The 16761-nt window shown below is 66.8% G+C and carries 15 protein-coding genes; 7 read left to right on the forward strand and 8 right to left on the reverse strand.

Annotation, left to right across the window (positions count from 1 at the left end; translation table 11 throughout):
• Nucleotides 1-116: 116 nt before the first annotated feature.
• The 4 genes from grxD to FA85_RS12065 all read right to left on the reverse strand — a co-directional run bounded on the left by grxD (nt 117) and on the right by FA85_RS12065 (nt 4024).
• Complete coding sequence (grxD, locus tag FA85_RS12050) at nt 117-1040, reverse strand: Grx4 family monothiol glutaredoxin (protein ID WP_036116451.1); 924 nt, start codon at nt 1038-1040, stop codon at nt 117-119.
• A 70-nt stretch (nt 1041-1110) separates the two neighbouring features.
• On the reverse strand, nt 1111-1980 hold the full coding sequence (locus FA85_RS12055) for a UDP-2,3-diacylglucosamine diphosphatase (protein ID WP_036116449.1): 870 nt from the start codon (nt 1978-1980) through the stop codon (nt 1111-1113).
• 181 nt (nt 1981-2161) lie between these two features.
• Nucleotides 2162-2776, reverse strand: coding sequence for an SGNH/GDSL hydrolase family protein (locus FA85_RS12060; protein ID WP_036116447.1), 615 nt, complete (start codon nt 2774-2776; stop codon nt 2162-2164).
• 3 nt (nt 2777-2779) lie between these two features.
• Complete coding sequence (locus FA85_RS12065) at nt 2780-4024, reverse strand: aminotransferase class I/II-fold pyridoxal phosphate-dependent enzyme (RefSeq protein WP_036116445.1); 1245 nt, start codon at nt 4022-4024, stop codon at nt 2780-2782.
• Nucleotides 4025-4142: 118 nt separating this feature from the next.
• On the opposite strand from FA85_RS12065, the gene rsgA reads away from it, so the two are divergent.
• Together rsgA and FA85_RS12075 are read left to right on the forward strand one after the other, a co-directional pair.
• Nucleotides 4143-5198 carry a ribosome small subunit-dependent GTPase A gene (gene rsgA / locus FA85_RS12070; RefSeq protein WP_036116442.1) on the forward strand — a complete coding sequence of 352 codons (1056 nt, stop codon included), beginning with the start codon at nt 4143-4145 and terminating at the stop codon, nt 5196-5198.
• 89 nt (nt 5199-5287) lie between these two features.
• Nucleotides 5288-7810 carry an autotransporter outer membrane beta-barrel domain-containing protein gene (locus FA85_RS12075; RefSeq protein ID WP_036116440.1) on the forward strand — a complete coding sequence of 841 codons (2523 nt, stop codon included), beginning with the start codon at nt 5288-5290 and terminating at the stop codon, nt 7808-7810.
• A gap of 12 nt (nt 7811-7822) precedes the next feature.
• On the opposite strand, the gene FA85_RS12080 is transcribed toward FA85_RS12075, so the two are convergent.
• The 4 genes from FA85_RS12080 to FA85_RS12095 are packed head-to-tail and all read right to left on the reverse strand — an operon-like array spanning nt 7823 to nt 12387.
• Complete coding sequence (locus FA85_RS12080) at nt 7823-8842, reverse strand: Csu type fimbrial protein (protein ID WP_036116437.1); 1020 nt, start codon at nt 8840-8842, stop codon at nt 7823-7825.
• On the reverse strand, nt 8839-11148 hold the full coding sequence (locus tag FA85_RS12085) for a fimbria/pilus outer membrane usher protein (protein WP_051944058.1): 2310 nt from the start codon (nt 11146-11148) through the stop codon (nt 8839-8841). Before FA85_RS12085 ends, FA85_RS12080 begins: the two co-directional genes overlap by 4 nt.
• Nucleotide 11149: 1 nt before the next feature.
• Complete coding sequence (locus FA85_RS12090; protein ID WP_051944308.1) at nt 11150-11878, reverse strand: fimbrial biogenesis chaperone; 729 nt, start codon at nt 11876-11878, stop codon at nt 11150-11152.
• 2 nt (nt 11879-11880) lie between these two features.
• A complete protein-coding gene (locus FA85_RS12095) occupies nt 11881-12387 on the reverse strand; it encodes a Csu type fimbrial protein (protein WP_036116434.1) in 507 nt (168 codons plus the stop codon).
• A 294-nt stretch (nt 12388-12681) separates the two neighbouring features.
• Between FA85_RS12095 and FA85_RS12100 the strand changes: the two genes are divergently transcribed.
• The 5 genes from FA85_RS12100 to FA85_RS12120 are packed head-to-tail and all read left to right on the forward strand — an operon-like array spanning nt 12682 to nt 16750.
• Nucleotides 12682-13092 carry a hypothetical protein gene (locus FA85_RS12100; protein ID WP_036116428.1) on the forward strand — a complete coding sequence of 137 codons (411 nt, stop codon included), beginning with the start codon at nt 12682-12684 and terminating at the stop codon, nt 13090-13092.
• On the forward strand, nt 13089-13283 hold the full coding sequence (locus FA85_RS12105; protein ID WP_036116425.1) for a helix-turn-helix transcriptional regulator: 195 nt from the start codon (nt 13089-13091) through the stop codon (nt 13281-13283). Before FA85_RS12100 ends, FA85_RS12105 begins: the two co-directional genes overlap by 4 nt.
• A gap of 4 nt (nt 13284-13287) precedes the next feature.
• The gene (locus tag FA85_RS12110) at nt 13288-14847 is read left to right on the forward strand and encodes an alpha/beta hydrolase (protein WP_036116424.1); all 1560 of its coding nucleotides are present in this window, start codon (nt 13288-13290) and stop codon (nt 14845-14847) included.
• Nucleotides 14844-15578 (forward strand): ABC transporter ATP-binding protein, encoded by a 735-nt coding sequence (locus FA85_RS12115; protein WP_036116422.1) that lies wholly within the window; start codon nt 14844-14846, stop codon nt 15576-15578. Before FA85_RS12110 ends, FA85_RS12115 begins: the two co-directional genes overlap by 4 nt.
• The gene (locus FA85_RS12120) at nt 15575-16750 is read left to right on the forward strand and encodes an ABC transporter permease (RefSeq protein WP_036116420.1); all 1176 of its coding nucleotides are present in this window, start codon (nt 15575-15577) and stop codon (nt 16748-16750) included. The genes FA85_RS12115 and FA85_RS12120 overlap by 4 nt, the downstream gene beginning before the upstream one ends.
• Nucleotides 16751-16761 lie beyond the last annotated feature (11 nt).

The following is a 16761-nucleotide window of genomic DNA, read 5'->3' on the forward strand; positions in this document are numbered from 1 at the left end:
CGCATCCGGGGAAAAAGCCCGCTCGCAGCGCGTGTAAAAAGCTCGCTGCGGCGGGTACCTAAAGAAAAAGGCGCCCCTCGCGAGAGGGGCGCCTTTTTCTTCGCTGTCGAACGCGATCAGTAACGCGGAACCGTCGGGTCGATCTCGCGAGCCCATGCATCCATGCCGCCTTCCACATTGAACAGGTGGGTGAAGCCGTGCGCCGCCAGACGCTCGGCCGCCGCCTGGCTGGAAATGCCGTGGTGGCAGATGAAGGCGATGGCCGTGTCCTTGGGCAGAGCGGCGAAGGCTTCGTAGCCCTCGTCTTCCAGAATGCGCGCGCCGGCCAGCGGGGCCGCCATGGCGCGACCGTGCGCCGGGCGCACGTCGACGAGGATGACCTCGCCCGCGGCGAGCTTGTCCTTCAGCTGATGCACGGTGATCGACGTGATCTCGACCGCACCCGGGAACTTGAGGCTGAGGCCTTCGCCCTGGACGGTGCTGACCCAGTCGATCACGATGCCCTTGGCCCGCTGGGCGCTGCCCGGATCGAAGTGCACTTCGATACCGCTGGCGACGACGACGATGTCGTGGTCGCCGGCCGGAGCCAGCTGGAAGCCGGCGCTGTGGTCCGGGCCGATTTCCAGATGCAGGGCCTGGCCCTGGGCATTGGCCATGCCGCCACGAATGGCTTCGGCGGCCTTGTCGGTAATGGTGATTTCCGGCGGGGTACGGTCCGGCGCGCTGGCGCCGAACAGCGTGTACAGCTCGCCGCTGGTGTACATCTGACGGATGATGTCCGAACCGCCGACCAGCTCACCCTTGACGTAGAGCTGCGGGATCGTCGGCCACTGGCCGTACTCCTTGATGCCCTCGCGGATTTCCGGGTCTTCCAGCACGTTGACGGTGTGGTAGGTCGGGATGATGTCGTTGAGCGTGTTGGTCGCCGCGGCGGAGAAACCGCACATCGGCTGCTGGCGCGTTCCCTTCATGAACAGCACGACCTCGTGCTCGGAAAGGAGGGATTCGATGCGCTCGCGAGTGGGTGTATCGAGGGCCATGGGGTCACCGCGGATAGGAAAGGGGCCATTTTACCGGCATCCCTCGCACATGGGCCCGTTCTCGTGACTTTCAACCTGCTAGTGACGTTTCCGCCCGCAACTCCGCCAGATTGGCCCGGCAATCGGCGAGCGGAGCGAACCCCAGAACGGCTTCGGGCGAGGGCAGTACCGTCTCACGGCTGGCGCGACCCAGCGGCGTGCGGCGCTCGGTCCAGTGAATCAGCTCCATCGCGCCGCTGAAGTCCTCAACCAGGGCGGTGCAGTGCTCGACCCAGTCGCCGTCGTTCATGTAGAGCACGCCTTCCAGCGGACGGATGTGGCCGAAGTGGATGTGCCCGCAGATATGCCCGTCGAACCCGCGCTCGCGGGCATCGGTGGCGACGCGTTGTTCGTAGTCGCGGATATAGGCCAGTGCGGCACCGACGTGTGACTTGAGGATGATCGACAGCGGCATGTAGGGCAGTTCCAGCCGCTTGCGCACCGCATGCACGCGGCGGTTGGCCCAGCAGATGAAGCGATGCAGGGTGTCGCCCAGCCAGTTGATCCACTTGCGGCCGATGTGTTCGGGATCGTATTCGTCGCCGTGGCTGACGCGGTAGCGGCGGCCATCCGCACCGTCATGGACGGCGTCCAGCTCGACCCGGATCCCGGCGATGGTCGAGCCGGCGAGACCGCGCATCTGGTAGTCGTGGTTGCCCGGGAGGTAGGTCACCTGGATGCCGCGGGCGGCCATGGCGATCAGTTCGGCGATCACCGCGCTATGGTCGGGGTGCCACCAGTGGCGCCTGGCCAGCGCTTCCAGGTCGACGATGTCCCCGACGAGGTAAAGGCGCTCGCAATCGAGGCTCTTCAGGAAATCGAGGAGATAAGCGGCCTTGCAGTCCGGCGTACCCAGATGCACGTCGGAAATGAAGGCGGCGCGACACGTGAACTTGGCCATGGCGGCGATTTCCGGGGTTGTCCCGGGAGATCAGTCTCGGGCCGGGAGGTAACCGGGGCATGGCGTGGGTGTTGCAGGAGTGTTGCGGGTGGGCATCCGGGGCATGCATCGCGGGGGCAGGTTCCCTCCGGGTTGCGGTGGCCGGTTGGGAGTGGCCTGGCGGGAGGCGGCCTGCCGACGATCAGCCTGGCAGTTCGCGGACGGCCGCGAGCGCCTGCGGAAAAATCCGCTCCACCCACATTCCATACTGCCTGGCGGAAGGATGAAGGCCATCATCCACGAGCATGTCCGGCTTCGCGCCGGCCTCGCGCGAAGCGGCCGTCACATCCACCCAGCGTGCGTGCGCACGATGCGTTTCGTCACGCGCAATGGCATTGAACGCATCGATCTCACGCCCGATCGCCGCGCGATCCCGTCCCTCGGCAAACGCCGTCACGCTCCAGTCGGGAATCGACACGACCACCACGCGGCGCGAATCGCCGGCGAGCTTGCCCGCGCGTTCGAGCAGAGCAAGAAACTGCTCGCGATATTCGACCGATGAGCGCCCGCGGTACTGGTTGTTGACCCCGATCAGCAGGGTCACCAGCCCGTACTTGCCGTGCAGTCCGGCGACATCCATCGCCGACGACAGCTCGTCCGTCGTCCAGCCGGTAGTGGCGACGATGTGTGGCGCAGCCACGGCCACACCATGCTCGCGCAGCCGGGCAACCAGTTGCACCGGCCAGCGACCTTCTTCGGGCACGCCCTCGCCGATCGTGTACGAATCGCCGAGGGCGAGGAAGCTCGCTTCCGCCACGGCTCAGGCGACCGCGCTCGCGACCGGTGCGGCTTCCTCGGCCATCCGCTCCAGCACGCGGTTCATCCGCACGAACACCTCCTGCAACTGCGTCGGCTCGGGCAGCAGCGTGAGACGCAGGTGCCGGCTGGCGGAAAGATTGAAGCTGGTGCCGGGCACGACCAGCACGCTTTCCTGTTCGAGAAGGCGCAGCGCGAACGCCGTGTCGTCGAAATGCGCGATGGCGTCGGCGCGGATCTGCGGAAACGCGTAGATCGCTCCGCCCGGTGCCACGACATCCAGGAACGGGCTGGCGGCGACGCTGTCGAGCACCACCTGACGCGCGCGGTGCAGGCGGCCGCCCGGCGCGGTGAGTTCACCGATGGTCGGCTTGTCGAGCAGCGCGGGACGCACGGCCCACTGCGCGGTGACGTTCGCACAAAGGCGTAGCGCGGCCAGCAACTGCAATGCGTCGCGGTATTCCGCGGTGCGCTTCGGGTCGCCTGACAGGCTCATCCAGCCGACCCGGTAGCCGCAGGCACGGTGCACTTTCGACAGACCGCCGAAGCTGACGCAGGGGTGATCGCCGGCCACGGCCGCCAGTGGCTGGAAGGGCGTGTCGTCGTAGAGGATTTCGTCGTAGATCTCGTCGCACAGCAACAGCAGGCCATGGCGGCGGGCGACGTCGACGATGCGCTCGAGCAAGGCCCCGGGATACACGGCGCCGGTGGGATTGTTCGGATTGATCAGGACCAGGGCGCGCGTGCGCGGTCCGATCAGGGCCTCGATCTCTTCCGGATCGGGCAGGTGCGCGTTCTCGGCCAGGCAGCGGTAGTAGCGGGGGCTGCCGTCGTTGAGGATCGTGGCGGCGCTCCACAGCGGGTAATCCGGGCTGGGCAGGAGCACCTCGTCGCCCGGCTGCAGGAGTGCGCGCAGGGAGATGTCGATGAGTTCGCTGACGCCGTTGCCGATGAACACGCGCTCCACGTCCACGCCGAACGAACCACGCGCTTTCTGCTGGGCCACGATGGCCTCGCGGGCTTCCTCCAGACCCTGCTCGTGCCCGTAGGCCTCGCTGTCGGTCAGATGGGCGCCGATGGCTTCGCGCAGGTGCGGGGGCGTGGAAAAACCATAGCGGCCCGGGTTACCGATGTTCAGTTTGATGATCGGCTGGCCGGCCGCTTCCATGTCGCGGGCGCGCCGGGTGAGGGCGCCGCGGATTTCGTAGCGCACTTCCGCCAGGTGCGCGCTGGGCTTGATCGAGGACACTTCTGACGACTTCCGGTAAGTACGGCGGGCCGTTTCCCGCCGTCGTCACCCGATCCTAACAGCGTCGCGGCGGCGTCGCGAGGCGGATTTCGGGCGATAAGCGGGCATAATCCCGCCCATGACCGACACCCCGGACCTGGCGCGCCTGCGCCATATCGGCTGGCGCGACCCCGCCTTGCCCGACGATTCCCGCCGCCTTGCCCGCGTCGTGGCCCAGCATCGCGCCGGTTACGAGCTGCACGACGGCTCCTCGGCCTTCAACGCGCAGCCTGCCGGCCAGTTTCTGAAAAGGGGGCTGGACCCGTCGCTTCGCCCGGCGGTCGGCGACTTCGTCTTCCTCGACCACGCCAGCCACCCGGTGATCGAGGAGGTGCTGCCGCGCCGTTCCGTCCTGACCCGTGCCGCCGCGGGCGAGCGATACGAGCGGCAGATCATCGCCACCAACATCGACTACGTTCTCGTCATCACCGGCCTCGACGGCGACTTCAACCCGTCGCGCATCGAGCGCTACCTGACCCTGGTCGAGGGTTCCGGGGCGCGTCCGGTCGTCCTGCTCAGCAAGGCGGATACCGACGTGGACGTCGAGGGAGCGGTCGCCGCTCTCGCCGCGCGCCTGCCCGCCGAAGCGGCGGTGCATGCGATCAACGCGAAGGATCCCGCGACGGTGGCCTTGCTTGCGTCCTATCTCGGGCCGGGCTCCAGCGCGGTCCTCGTCGGCTCGTCGGGAGCGGGCAAGTCGACGCTCACCAACACCTTGCTGGGCGAAGAACGCATGGCCACGGGCGCGGTACGCTCGCACGACAGCCGCGGCCGGCACACCACGACGCACCGTGCGCTGCTCAGCCTGCCCAGCGGCGGTTGCCTGATCGATACGCCCGGCATGCGCGAACTGAAGCTGACCGGCGAGGAAAACCTCGACCTGTTCGCCGACATCGAAGCGCTTTCCGCGCAGTGCCGCTTTGCCGACTGCGGACACAGCAACGAACCGGGTTGCGCGATCCAGGCCGCGCTCGCTTCCGGCGAGCTGTCGCCGCAACGCTGGCGCAATTTTCTCAAGCTGCACGACGAGCGCGAAGAGCAGGCGGCGACCCTCGAAGCACGCCTGAAGCGCAAGGCGGGTCCGCGCCCCGCCGGTAAACCGAAACGCGGCGAGTGGCGACGCGGAGACGACTAACACTTACTTTCGTCGCGCGCGCTCCCGACATACAGGCATCCACCTGCTGAATAAGTTGACTTCCTCCCTACGAGAGCGAGGAAGTCTTCATGGTCGTCCATTGTTACCGGCGCCGCGCAGTAGCGGCTGCCTTGTGCGGTGTTTTTGCCGCGTCCGCGTCGGCTACCGAGTTTCCTTACGGCATCCTCGTCGAGAAAGGCACGGCACTCACGCTCGAGCCCGGGGACCGCATCTCGGTAAGCGGCCTGGCGACCGGGCGTGTCATCACCGTGGAGTCGCGCGGCTCGTTCGACGCCACGGACGTTTCGATCGAGAACCGCACGAGCGGCAATCCGGCAGGCTATGCCTACGGCGTGCTGGCGTTCGACGGCAGCCAGGCGTCGATGTCCGCCGGATCGCTCATCACCCGCGGTGACCGGTCGGTGGGCGTGCAGGTGCAGGGCGCCTCGCGTGCCGTGTTCGCCGGGGTGCAGCTCACTACGCTCGGCGCGAACAGCATCGGCATCACCGCGCGGTCAGGTGCGGCGATCCTGATGAACCGCGCGCACCTGAGTATCGACGGACCGGATAGCACGGCGCTGGTCGCACAGGGCACGGACGCCGCCGTCGTCGGGCTTGCCGACATAGAACACCGGGGTGCCGCATCCGCGCCGGGTCGCGCGCAAGCCATCGCCGTTCGCGACGGCGCGCGGATCAGCCTGAGCGACAGCTCGGTCATTGCCCGACATGCGAATGTCGGTGCCGTCGTAATCGATGGTGAGGCCTCGGGATTCAGCACATCGCGCAGCCATATCGTTGCCGAGGGTGAACACGCCTGGGCGCTTTCCGGTACCTCGGGGCGCGCGATCCTCACCGCGGCGGAGTTGAATGGCAACGGAGGTGCGATCACCACGCGTGTTCCCGGCGCAGGCACGTTGCAGGTCGATCTGCTGGGGGGCTCACGCTCGGTGGGCGACATCGTCAGCGGCGACGCTTCGCTCGTGCTCAACGCCGAGGACAGCGAACTGCGCGGCGATCTGCATCGGGCAGGCACGGGATCGCTGGATGTCACTCTTGCGCGATCCCGGTGGCTGGGACGTGCACAGGGTGTCAGCGCTCTGACCATCCATGACGGCCATTGGTCCCTGACAGGGGGCAGCGTCCTCGGACGGCTGACGCTCGCAGGTGCCGCCCGCGTGTCTTTCCCGGAGGGCACGGGCGCCTTTTCGACGCTACGCGTGAGCCACCTCGCTAGCCAGGGCGGCGTCGCCGCCATCCGTCTGCGTACGCGCCTGGATGCCGGCGGCATCCTCTCGCGGCAGGGTACGGACCGGCTGCTGGTCGACGGCGACGTCGACGGAACGACACGACTCGAGGTCGCGGCGGTGGAGGGCGGCGGTGCCGGCACCGCACCCGGTAGCTCTGGCGGTATCAGTCTCGTGCAGGTCAACGGTTCGGCCAGCGACACATCGTTCCGTCTCGCCGGCGACTACGTGGTGGCGGGACCATGGCGTTACGGTCTGAACGCATACGGTCCCGGCGAGTCGGACGCATCGCAACGACTCGTCGCGGAAAACGGATCCGGCTTCTGGGACTACCGCCTGCAGAGCACGAAGATCGATTCGCAGGGGCGTTGGCGTGACGCGCTCGGCCGCACGGCGGATCCGACCTCGCCGGCCATGCCTGCCCGCGATGCGCTGGCGCCGCAGGTGCCTTCCTATCTGGTGCTCGCCGGGGCCTTGTTCGGCTACGGCCGGACTGCCATCGATGCCGCGGGACCCGACGCCTCCGCCAACGACGGCGGGCCGACTTTCCGCGCACGCAGCTTTGGCGGGAACGCCAGCTATCGCAATTCGCTCGGTTTCACGCGCTTTGGCTTCGACAGCATCCGTCGCGACCGCGGCCTGCAGGTAGGTGGCGATCTCGCGTCTTTCGATGCCGGGACGTGGCATATGCGTTCGGGTGTGTCCGCGAGTCTCGGAAGCACGCAGGTCACCCCTCGTGCCGTAGACGGCGCGAGCGACGCCCGTGCGCAGGGTCGCGGCCTGGCGATCACCCACACGTCCAGCGGCGATGACGGATGGCGTATCGGCGCGGCCTACGCTTTTACGCATTACCGCGTCGCGGTGCGAACACCGCGACGCGGCGAGACGCTCGCCCGGTTGCGGGTGAACAGTAGCGATGCATCGTTGTCCGCGGGCTTCCGCTGGGCGGCGCCACGGAACGTCGTCGTCGAGCCGGGAATATCAGTGCTCTGGCAGCGTCTTCGCTTCGGCAAGGTCACCGACCGCGACGGCATCATCCTGCAGCCCGGGCGTCCGGAACGTATGACGGCGCGTGTCGGAGCGCGAGCTACGCGTCTCTTTACGGTGCAGGGGCAGCGGGTGAGTGCGTGGTCCGCGTTTCTTGACGGTCGTATCGAAGCGACACGGGACACCGGTGCGGCGCTGGCCTTGTCGGGCGTCCGCTTCGCAACGGGACATGGCGGCCGGGCGCTCCACGTGGCGGCGGGTACCACGTTGGCATTTCGCCGGGCCATCACGCTTTCCGGCGACATCAACCGGCAAGTCAGGATCGGCGGCCGGGGGGACTCCTCCTTCGGTGTACGCCTCGGTGCCGCGATCGCGTTCTGACGCCACGCGATCTCAATAGGTCACGGTCACCGTCACGATGTCGCTGTACGAACCTGCCGGTTGTGCGGCTTGTATGGGTACACGGCCGTAGACGGTGAGCGTCTGCTCGGACCCGGAACCGGTTCCCGCGGCGGTATCGGTGTTGAGCGTGTTGCCCCACCGCGTCGTCCGTCCGGGGTCGGTGAACAGCTGGTACGTAACGAAATGCGCCCCATCGGTCATGCGCCTCGTCGTTCCCGACGCATTCTTTCCGTTGTCCAGACCGATCTGGTACGCCGCCCGTTGGGTGCAGGTCGCGCGTACCAGTGAGGTCTGGTCGGTATTGACACGGAGCAGGCCGGAGACGCTGCCGAAGTTGAGTTCGGTCGCCGTGCCGACGGTGCATTTTGCGACGACGTTGGCGGTGGCGGTCAGTGCGGGACCGGCCGCCGTCTGCGCCGCTACGGTTCCGCCGCTGGTGCACGACGCAGGGAAGGTGCCGAGCGTCAGAAGAACTTCGTTGTAGCTCCAGGTAATCGACGTGCCTGTGACCGACCCGGCAAGCGTGCCGCTGTAGTTGCCAGGCGAAAGGCCGCTCTGCAGCGCCGGTACCTGACCGTAGATCGTGAGGCTGCCGGTGATGGTCACGTTATTGGATAGCAAACCGAAGTTTCGGGTGAACGTTTGCGGCGTGTACGTCGCATTGTTCACACGCCCCCAGATCGTGCTGTAACTCCCGTCCTTGAACGCCTGGTACTGCATGCGGTCGGTATTCGCGGTGTTGAGCAGGGTTCGTGGAGCGAAATTTCCCAGGTCGTCCGGCGCGAGGCTGACACATGCCGAGATGTAGCTGCCGTACAGGCCACCGAGCACGCCCGAGTAGCTGCAACTGTAGTTCACGGTCGCCTGCGTGTTGACGACGGTACCGGTCGGATCCACCGTGCCGAAGGCCAGGTTGGTAATGCTGGTGATGCTGCAGGTGGTCGCGGCCTCGACGCGCGGCGTGGCTGCCATCGCCGCGATGGCCAGGAGTATGAGGACGAACCACTTCATGGCGTCACCGTGCGGCAGATCAGCGGGCCGAGTTCCGGCAGGTCGCGCGCATGTGCCGGGTACGTCAGCGTCGTCTTGCAGTGTGTCCCTCCGGGCAGCGTCACATTCAGAGGCGTATCGCCACCCTGCAGGTTGTCGAGGTACACCAGGCCGTCATAGCCGACCATGGCGGGAGCCGCATCACCCGTCGCGACGGTAGCGCCGACGGGCAGCGGCTGGCCGCCGGCATCGACGAGGATCGCCGACGCCGCACGTACGCGCTTCACGGGAAAACGCACCACGACGCCGGCGCGATCGGACGGTGCGACGATGGTCTCGACCCGCTGTACACGCTCATCCGCAGGCAGGTCGATCGGGTCGATCGCCAGCCGGTTGTCCTGGTATGCGTTCAGTCGTGACACGAGCAACAGTCCGCTGCTGTCGGTGACGCCGGTGCGCCGGTTTTCGAGGAGTACGGGAATGTCCGGCGTTCCTTCCGTGGTGACCAGTGCGAACGCGTCGTCGATACGTCGCGCGGCGAAGGCATGGCCACCCATGAGCACGACCGCTCCGTTCGCGTCGGCATACGCATACGACGAGCTGCCGAAGTCGCTCGCACCGACCGTGAGTTGTCCGCTGTTGCCGAGCCAGCCGACCTCGCCCAGTCCGCCGCCGGTATCGCCGGTCCGTCCCTGGACATGCCAGCCGAAGCCACCGTCGCCGTCGATCGGACGGCTCGCATCGACGATGCCGAACGTCTGTTCGCGGTCGCGCTGCGCGGACGCGCTCCATGTCGTGCGCGCGTCGAGCGACATCGTCATGCCGAGAAAGAAGCTACGGTCCGATGCCAGATCCAGGTTCTGGTTGTAACTGACGTTGACCGAGATCCCACGACCGAAGTTACGCAGCGCGAACAGCCCCGCATAGCGCGTTGCCGGCTGTCCGCCATAGCGCAGGCGCACGTAGTTGGCGCCGAAGCTCGACTCGCGCACGTTGAAACCGATCAGCGCGCGGTCGCTGGTACGGGGCGGCGGCGAGCCGTAGCCGCTGGCGATGTCGTTATAGCGCGAGTTGCTGCGCAGGGTGTCCACGGATGCGTTGATGTAGCGCCCGTTCCACGAAAAGCCCCCGCCGTACTGGGCGCCGGCGTCGCGCGATCTCGCGTACGACCCGTTAACGACGAAGGCCCCGACGGGGTTCCACACCATGCCTGCGCCTGCGGTACCTCGTCCATCGCCGCCCTCGGTATGCGCTTCGAGTGTGAGCCGGTCGGTGATGCCTCGCCGCCACGTCGCACTACCCACGGGCGCGTCGCCGTACGAGAAGGAGTCGATACCGTATGCCTCGCGGACGGTGCCGAGTTCGACCGACCAGTCGTCGAGGCCGGCACGAAGCAGCTGGCGCGCGGCATAAAACGGGAAGGTCACCGTACTGCTGCGACCGAGCGCGTCGGTCAGAACGACCTGGGCCTGACCCGCCTGGTCCACACCGGGCACGGCCGTGAGCTGGAAAGGACCGGCGGGGACTTTGCCCGAGTACTGGCGGATGCCGTCGATATAGAGCTCAACGGACGAGGGCGCGGCGGCCTGCCCGAAGAACTGCGGCAGCGGCGTGGTGACGCGGTAAGGCTGCAGCGCGAAGTCGGTGCCATAGGCGATGCCTCCGATGCGCGTGGCGCGTGACCACGAAAGATACCCGGTGAACGTGTCGCCGACAGTCAACGTCTGTGCGCGGTCGGGGAATGACAGTCGCCATTGCGTGTCGAGTCGCACCGTGTCGCCTTGCCAGCCGTCGGCAGGGGTCTGATAGCGACGCGTCAGCGACGTGTTGCTGAGTACGCCCAGCCCGTCGCTGAAAGCACGGAGTTCCGCCAGGCCGCTGACATTGCTGAGACCACCGCCGTGAGCCGCGTAGATGTCGTAGTTGATCAGGATGCCCGTGCCGCTCGATGCCCGGGTGCCGGTATGCTCCGGGGCGTTGAGGATCTGCGTCGGCAAATTGAGCTGACCGGTCGGCACGTCGATGTTCACGCGTTGCTGTGCGACGTCGTAGGTGTAGCGCACGCCGGGAAGGTCGGGCAGGCAGCGCTCGTCTTCGCCCGGCGACAGAACGAAGCCGAGGCCCCGAAGATCCGGCGCCAGTGCGCAAAGCGCTTCGCCGTGACGGGTGAAGTGCACCAGCTTTTCGGTTCGCGTGCCGTTGAGCACCACTTCGAGATAGAGGTCTTCGCCCGCGACGCGTACGCGCGGCGTGACCGTCGCCGGTGGCGGTGCGGGCTCCGTTTCGCGCTCCACGGCATGCGCGGCAGCGGCGTCGAGGGCCAGCATGCTAGCGGCCGTCCGCGTCCACCACCAAGGTCGATTCGGCCGGCTCACCGTTGATCCTTGCGCGCACGGCACCATCCGCGTGCCGTGCGTTGTCCGGCAGTTTCCAGCTCATCGTCGCGCCGGGGAGGGCGTATCCGACCAGCCCCGGCAGGAGTGTCGTTCGCTGGCCTCTGGCGCCTTGCCATGTCACGTCGGCGATCTGCGCATGGCCGTTTCCCGTGTTGCGCACGCGCAGTCGGGGACCTTCCGGCGTGTGCTCCCAGGTGGCCTGCAATGTCGCCTTCATCGAGGGATCGCCCGTGGGCGCGAGGAAGACCGGCACCGAATAGCGCAGGACGAACTTCAGCCCGGGCTTGTCGCCCGCATCCACCGGCAATTCGTCGACGAGCACCCGGTACGCGGTCTCCGTTCCATCGGTGGGCGGCGCCACCCGACGGATGACGCGCACCAGCTGTCGGTCGCCCGGTGCGATCGTCACCATCGGCGGGCTCACCACGAGATCGCGCGATGGCTCGAGCACATCCTTGCCATCCACCTGCGTCCAGCGAAAGACGCGTACCTGGGCATGGACCGGATCGGTGCCCGTATTGGTCAGCCACATGGCTTCGGCCGACGCCGAGGCGGCCAGCCGCAGGCCGATAGGCGAGACCTGCAGGCCGCTCGCGTGCGTGGCGAGGGCCGCGGCGGCCAGCGCGACGGCCAGCGCCCAGCGGAGCGGCCACGGGCACACCGTCAATACGTGATCGTGGCGGTGATGACGTCGGCGTAGCTGCCCGCCGGGAAATTGGTGTTAGGCACACGGCCGTAGACCGGGACGGTCTGCACGGTACCGCTGCCGGTGGCCGCATACACGTTGCCGCCGGTGCCGGTGGTGCTTCCCCAGACGTCGGCGGCGGTGCGCGTCGCGGCGCGATAGAGCTGATACGGCACCTGTGCGGTGCCGCTGCTCATCTTGCGCGTGTTGGCGTCGGTACCGTTCTGCCCGTTGTCGAGCGCGATGGTGTACGGCGCGCTGGGCGTGCAGTTCACGTTGAGCGCGCCCTGATTGTCGACGTTGGTGGCGGTCGACGGCGCGGTGCCGAAGTTGACGTCCGTTGGTGCCGTCGTGCTGATGTCGCAAGCGGCGGTGATGGTGATACGGACGTTGAAGGTCGTGGTCGCGGTGGCGGCCTGCGTGGAGGTGGCGGCGACGGAGGCGGCGAGCAGGGTGGCGGTGGCGGCGATCGAGCGGAAGGACATGATGTTCTCCTGTGAGGTTCGATGCGTCGTATTCCCGGCGCGTCGCTGAGCTGTGTCTCCGTCGGAAGCAAGGATCGGGGAAGGTAGGACGTCACGGGAGTGGATGACCTCGCGCCATGCCGGAACGACGTAGCGATGCCGAATGTGTTCACCCTTATGTCAAGGCTGCTTGACATGGCGCGCGGAGAGGGTCACGATGCGTGTCAAGGGTGCTTTACATCTTTTTGCTGACGAACGATTCGTGATGGCGTTGCACGTCACGTTTCGACCTGACACGACCAGGGAGATCGGGGAATGGCCATGCGTGCCGTGCACAAGCGTTATCTGCGTGAGTTCTTTCCGGCGATGTTCGCCTACGTGCTGCTGATCCTCCTGTCGGTCAGCTGGCTGAAAACGCTGGAAGGCACTGTCGCGCGCACCTTCGTGACCTTGCTCCCCACCATCCCCGTCGCCTTCGTTATCCGGGCCATGGTCCGGGTGATCCGCGATCAGGACGAGTTCGAGCGCCGGATCGACCTCGAGGCCCTCGCGGTGGCGGGCGGCATCGGTAGCTTCGGCTTCTTTACCTTCGGCATGTTGCTCAACGCCAAAGTGCTGGCCGCACCGCCCGCCGAGGCTGTCGCCATCTGGGTGATGCCGGTGATGATGTTCGTCTTCGGCATGGCCAAGTGTGTCTTCAGGCTGTACTACCACCGCGCACGATGAATAACCGCGTCCGTGAACTCCGCACCGCGCTGGGCTGGTCGCAGGCCGACCTCGGCGACCGCCTCGACGTCTCGCGTCAGACCGTGAATGCCGTCGAGACGGGCAAGTACGACCCGAGCCTGCCGCTGGCGTTCAAGATCGCCCGCCTGTTCGACCTGTCCATCGAATCCATCTTCGTTCCCGAGGAATGACGGCATGAAACGACCGCCACGCATCGCCATCATCGTCGCGATCCTTGCCGCCGTGCTCTCCGGCCGACATTTCGTGAAGGCGTCCCCGGTTGAGGACGGGGCTCGCGCGTCGACGCCGGCGGCGACCCGTCCCGCGCCGCCGCGCGTCTGGCATCTGGGCTCGGTCGAGCTCACGCCCTGCGAACTGGCGCAACCGCATTCGGGCCTCTCGACCGCCGCCTGGTGCGCGCCTTATCAGGTTCCCGAGGACCGCTCGCGGCCTCAGGGGCGCAAGATCACGCTGCGCCTGGCCGTCGTTCGCAGCAGTGCCCAGCTGCCCGCTGACGACATGCTCGCCTTTATCGCGGGTGGCCCGGGGCAGTCGGCCGCCGAGAGCTACCCGGCGATCGCGCCGGCCATGGCGCCCCTGCTCGCGCATCGCAACCTGCTCCTGCTCGATCAGCGCGGTACCGGCGGCTCGCACCCGCTGAGCTGTCGCGACGACGAACCGGGTGCGCCCTCCAGTGACGACGAACCTCACGGATTCGACGCAGCCGCGGTGCGCAGGGAAACCCAGCACTGCCTCGACCAGCTGTCGCAGGATGCGGACGTACGTTTCTACACGACGACCGACGCCGTCGCCGATCTCGAGGACGTGAGGCATGCGCTGGGGACGCCGAAGTTCGACCTGATCGGCGTGTCGTATGGCACGCGTGTGGCCCAGCAGTACGCCATGCGGCACCCCGACGGTCTGCGCACCCTGGTACTCGATGGCGTGGCCCCTAACGCGCTGGTGCTCGGCGAAGACTTCGCGGTGAATCTCGACGCGGCGCTGAAGGCGCAGTTCGCCCGCTGCGAAGCGGACGATGCCTGCCGTGCGCGCTTCAGCGACCCTTATCAGACGCTGTTCCAGCTGCGCGATGCGCTGCGCGCCAACCCGCATACCGTGAGCTTTCGCGACCCGCAGAACTACGCGTCGGTAAAACGCGTACTCAGCGAGCACGCCCTGGCTACGGTGGTTCGTATGTTCGCCTACTCGCCGGAGACGGCGGCATTGCTGCCGCTATCCATCGACGCCGCCGCGCGCGGCGATGTCGGACCGCTGCTCGGTCAGGCCAAGCTGCTGACCGGCGATCTCGGTGACACGATGGACGGTGGCATGCAGTACTCCGTGATCTGCAGCGAGGACGGCGATCTGCTGACGTCACGCCCGCAGGACAAGGACACGATTCTCGGTGACAAGATGATCGAGGCATTCCGTGCGGCGTGTTCGGTGTGGCCACATGGGCAGCGCCCGGCCGACTTCCACGAACCGCTCAGGAGCAACGTTCCCACGCTGTTGATGTCGGGCGAGTTCGATCCCGTGACGCCGCCGCGCTACGGTGACGAGGTGCTCAAGGGACTTCCCAACGGTCGGCACGTCGTGCTGAAAGGGCAGGGCCATAACGTGATCGCGCGCGGTTGCATGCCACGCGTGCTCGACCACTTCGTCGACGACGCCAACGCGAAGACGCTCGACGTCGGTTGCCTCGATCGGCTGCAGCCGCTGCCGGTCTTTGTCGGATTCAACGGAGCGACGCCATGATCGAGGTGAAGAACCTGCTGAAGTCGTTTGGCGAGGTGCATGCCGTCAACGGTGTGAGCTTCACCGCGCGCGACGGCGAGATCACGGGCCTGCTCGGTCCGAACGGGGCGGGCAAGACGACCACGCTGCGCATGCTGTACACGCTGATGAAACCCGACGCCGGCGAGGTGCTGGTCGATGGCGTGAATGCCTACGACGACGCGCTGGCGGTGCGTCGCCGGCTCGGTGTGCTGCCGGATGCCCGGGGTCTCTACAAGCGCCTGACCGCTTCGGAGAACATCGATTACTTCGGTCGTCTGCAAGGCATGGCGCCGGAGCTTCTGGCACGTCGCCGCGAAGCGCTGATCGATGCGCTGGAGATGCGTGACATCGCCCATCGACGCACCGAAGGTTTTTCGCAGGGCCAGCGCGTGAAGACCGCCATCGCCCGGGCACTGGTTCACGATCCGCGTAACGTACTGCTCGACGAGCCCACCAACGGCCTCGACGTCATGGCGACCCGCGCCATGCGGCGTTTCATGCGGCAGTTGCGCGATGAGGGCCGCTGCGTACTTTTTTCCAGCCACATCATGCAGGAGGTGGCCGCGCTGTGCGATCGCATCGTGGTGATCGCGCACGGTCGCGTGGTCGCCGACGAAACACCGGCCGCGCTGCTGGAGCAGACGGGCGAGACCAGCCTCGAGGATGCCTTCGTGAAAATCATCGGTACCGACGAGGGGCTTGCCGCATGAGCGCCTTCTCCGCCGTTTACTGGAAGGAAGTTCGCGAGAACCTCCGCGATCGCCGGACGCTGGTCAGTGCGCTGATCACCGGCCCGCTGCTGGGGCCGGTGATCTTCATCATGCTGATGAACGTCATGGTGAACCGGGAACTCGCCAAAGCGGACCGCAACATCGAAGTGCCGGTGATCGGCGCCGAGCTGGCACCCAACCTCATGGCGGCATTGAAAGGTGCGGGCATCAACGCCGATCCCGGCATGAGCGATCCGGAGAACGCCGTCCGTGAACAGCGTGCCGATGTCGTCATCCGTATCGGGCCGGACTACGCCAGGGCATGGAACAAAGGCCAGAGCGTCCAGGTCGAGCTGATCTACGACTCCTCGCGACGCGATGCATCGACGCCCGTGATGCGTGTGCGCAGCGTGGTCGAGAGCTACGGACGTCGTGAGGGCGCGATGCGTCTGATCGCGCGCGGGCTTTCACCGACCACGGCGTGGCCGGTGCAGGTCGCGGAGCGTGACCAGGCGACTTCACAGTCGCGTTCGGCGCTGATGTTTTCGTTCCTGCCTTACTTCTTCACGCTCACGGTGTTTCTCGGTGGCATGTACCTCGCCATCGACCTGACGGCCGGCGAGCGTGAGCGGCAGTCGCTGGAACCGTTGTTCGTGAACCCCGTCGCGCGCTGGAAGATCCTCGCCGGCAAGCTGGCCGCGATCAGCACGTTCTCGCTGGTCAGCCTGTTCCTCACGATCGCCGCGTTCATGACCGCGCCGTTCTTCATTCCGACGGAGAAGCTGGGTATCGCGCTCGATCTGGGGCCTCGCTTCGGTGCGCAGGTGGCGCTGATCATGCTGCCGCTGATCGTGCTGATGGCCGCGCTGCAGTCGCTCGTGTCGGCGATGGCCAAAAGCTACCGCGAAGCGCAGACGTATCTGTCGATCCTGATGATGATCCCGATTCTGCCCAGCGTGCTTTTGTCGGTGATTCCGGTGCGCGCGGAACCGTGGATGTATGCGGTGCCTTTGCTGGGGCAGAACCTGGGGATCGTGCAGTTGCTGCGTGGCGACGGCATGCCGGCGTGGCAGATCGGTACCTGCCTTGCCGGTGGGTTTGCCGCGGCGCTCGTGGCCGTGTGGGCCGCGGCGATGTTGTACCGGTCGGAGCGGCTGGCGATTTCGGGCTGACTCGCTCCTGC

Source organism: Luteibacter mycovicinus, from assembly GCF_000745235.1.
Lineage (GTDB): Bacteria > Pseudomonadota > Gammaproteobacteria > Xanthomonadales > Rhodanobacteraceae > Luteibacter > Luteibacter mycovicinus.

What these genes read in the sequence shown, in the direction of transcription:
- grxD (WP_036116451.1), bottom strand. Translation starts at nt 1,040, where the DNA reads ATGGCCCTCGATACACCCACTCGCGAGCGCATCGAATCCCTCCTTTCC.
- FA85_RS12055 (WP_036116449.1), bottom strand. Translation starts at nt 1,980, where the DNA reads ATGGCCAAGTTCACGTGTCGCGCCGCCTTCATTTCCGACGTGCATCTG.
- rsgA (WP_036116442.1), top strand. Translation starts at nt 4,143, where the DNA reads ATGACCGACACCCCGGACCTGGCGCGCCTGCGCCATATCGGCTGGCGC.
- FA85_RS12075 (WP_036116440.1), top strand. Translation starts at nt 5,288, where the DNA reads ATGGTCGTCCATTGTTACCGGCGCCGCGCAGTAGCGGCTGCCTTGTGC.
- FA85_RS12080 (WP_036116437.1), bottom strand. Translation starts at nt 8,842, where the DNA reads ATGAAGTGGTTCGTCCTCATACTCCTGGCCATCGCGGCGATGGCAGCC.
- FA85_RS12085 (WP_051944058.1), bottom strand. Translation starts at nt 11,148, where the DNA reads ATGCTGGCCCTCGACGCCGCTGCCGCGCATGCCGTGGAGCGCGAAACG.
- FA85_RS12095 (WP_036116434.1), bottom strand. Translation starts at nt 12,387, where the DNA reads ATGTCCTTCCGCTCGATCGCCGCCACCGCCACCCTGCTCGCCGCCTCC.
- FA85_RS12100 (WP_036116428.1), top strand. Translation starts at nt 12,682, where the DNA reads ATGGCCATGCGTGCCGTGCACAAGCGTTATCTGCGTGAGTTCTTTCCG.
- FA85_RS12105 (WP_036116425.1), top strand. Translation starts at nt 13,089, where the DNA reads ATGAATAACCGCGTCCGTGAACTCCGCACCGCGCTGGGCTGGTCGCAG.
- FA85_RS12110 (WP_036116424.1), top strand. Translation starts at nt 13,288, where the DNA reads ATGAAACGACCGCCACGCATCGCCATCATCGTCGCGATCCTTGCCGCC.
- FA85_RS12115 (WP_036116422.1), top strand. Translation starts at nt 14,844, where the DNA reads ATGATCGAGGTGAAGAACCTGCTGAAGTCGTTTGGCGAGGTGCATGCC.
- FA85_RS12120 (WP_036116420.1), top strand. Translation starts at nt 15,575, where the DNA reads ATGAGCGCCTTCTCCGCCGTTTACTGGAAGGAAGTTCGCGAGAACCTC.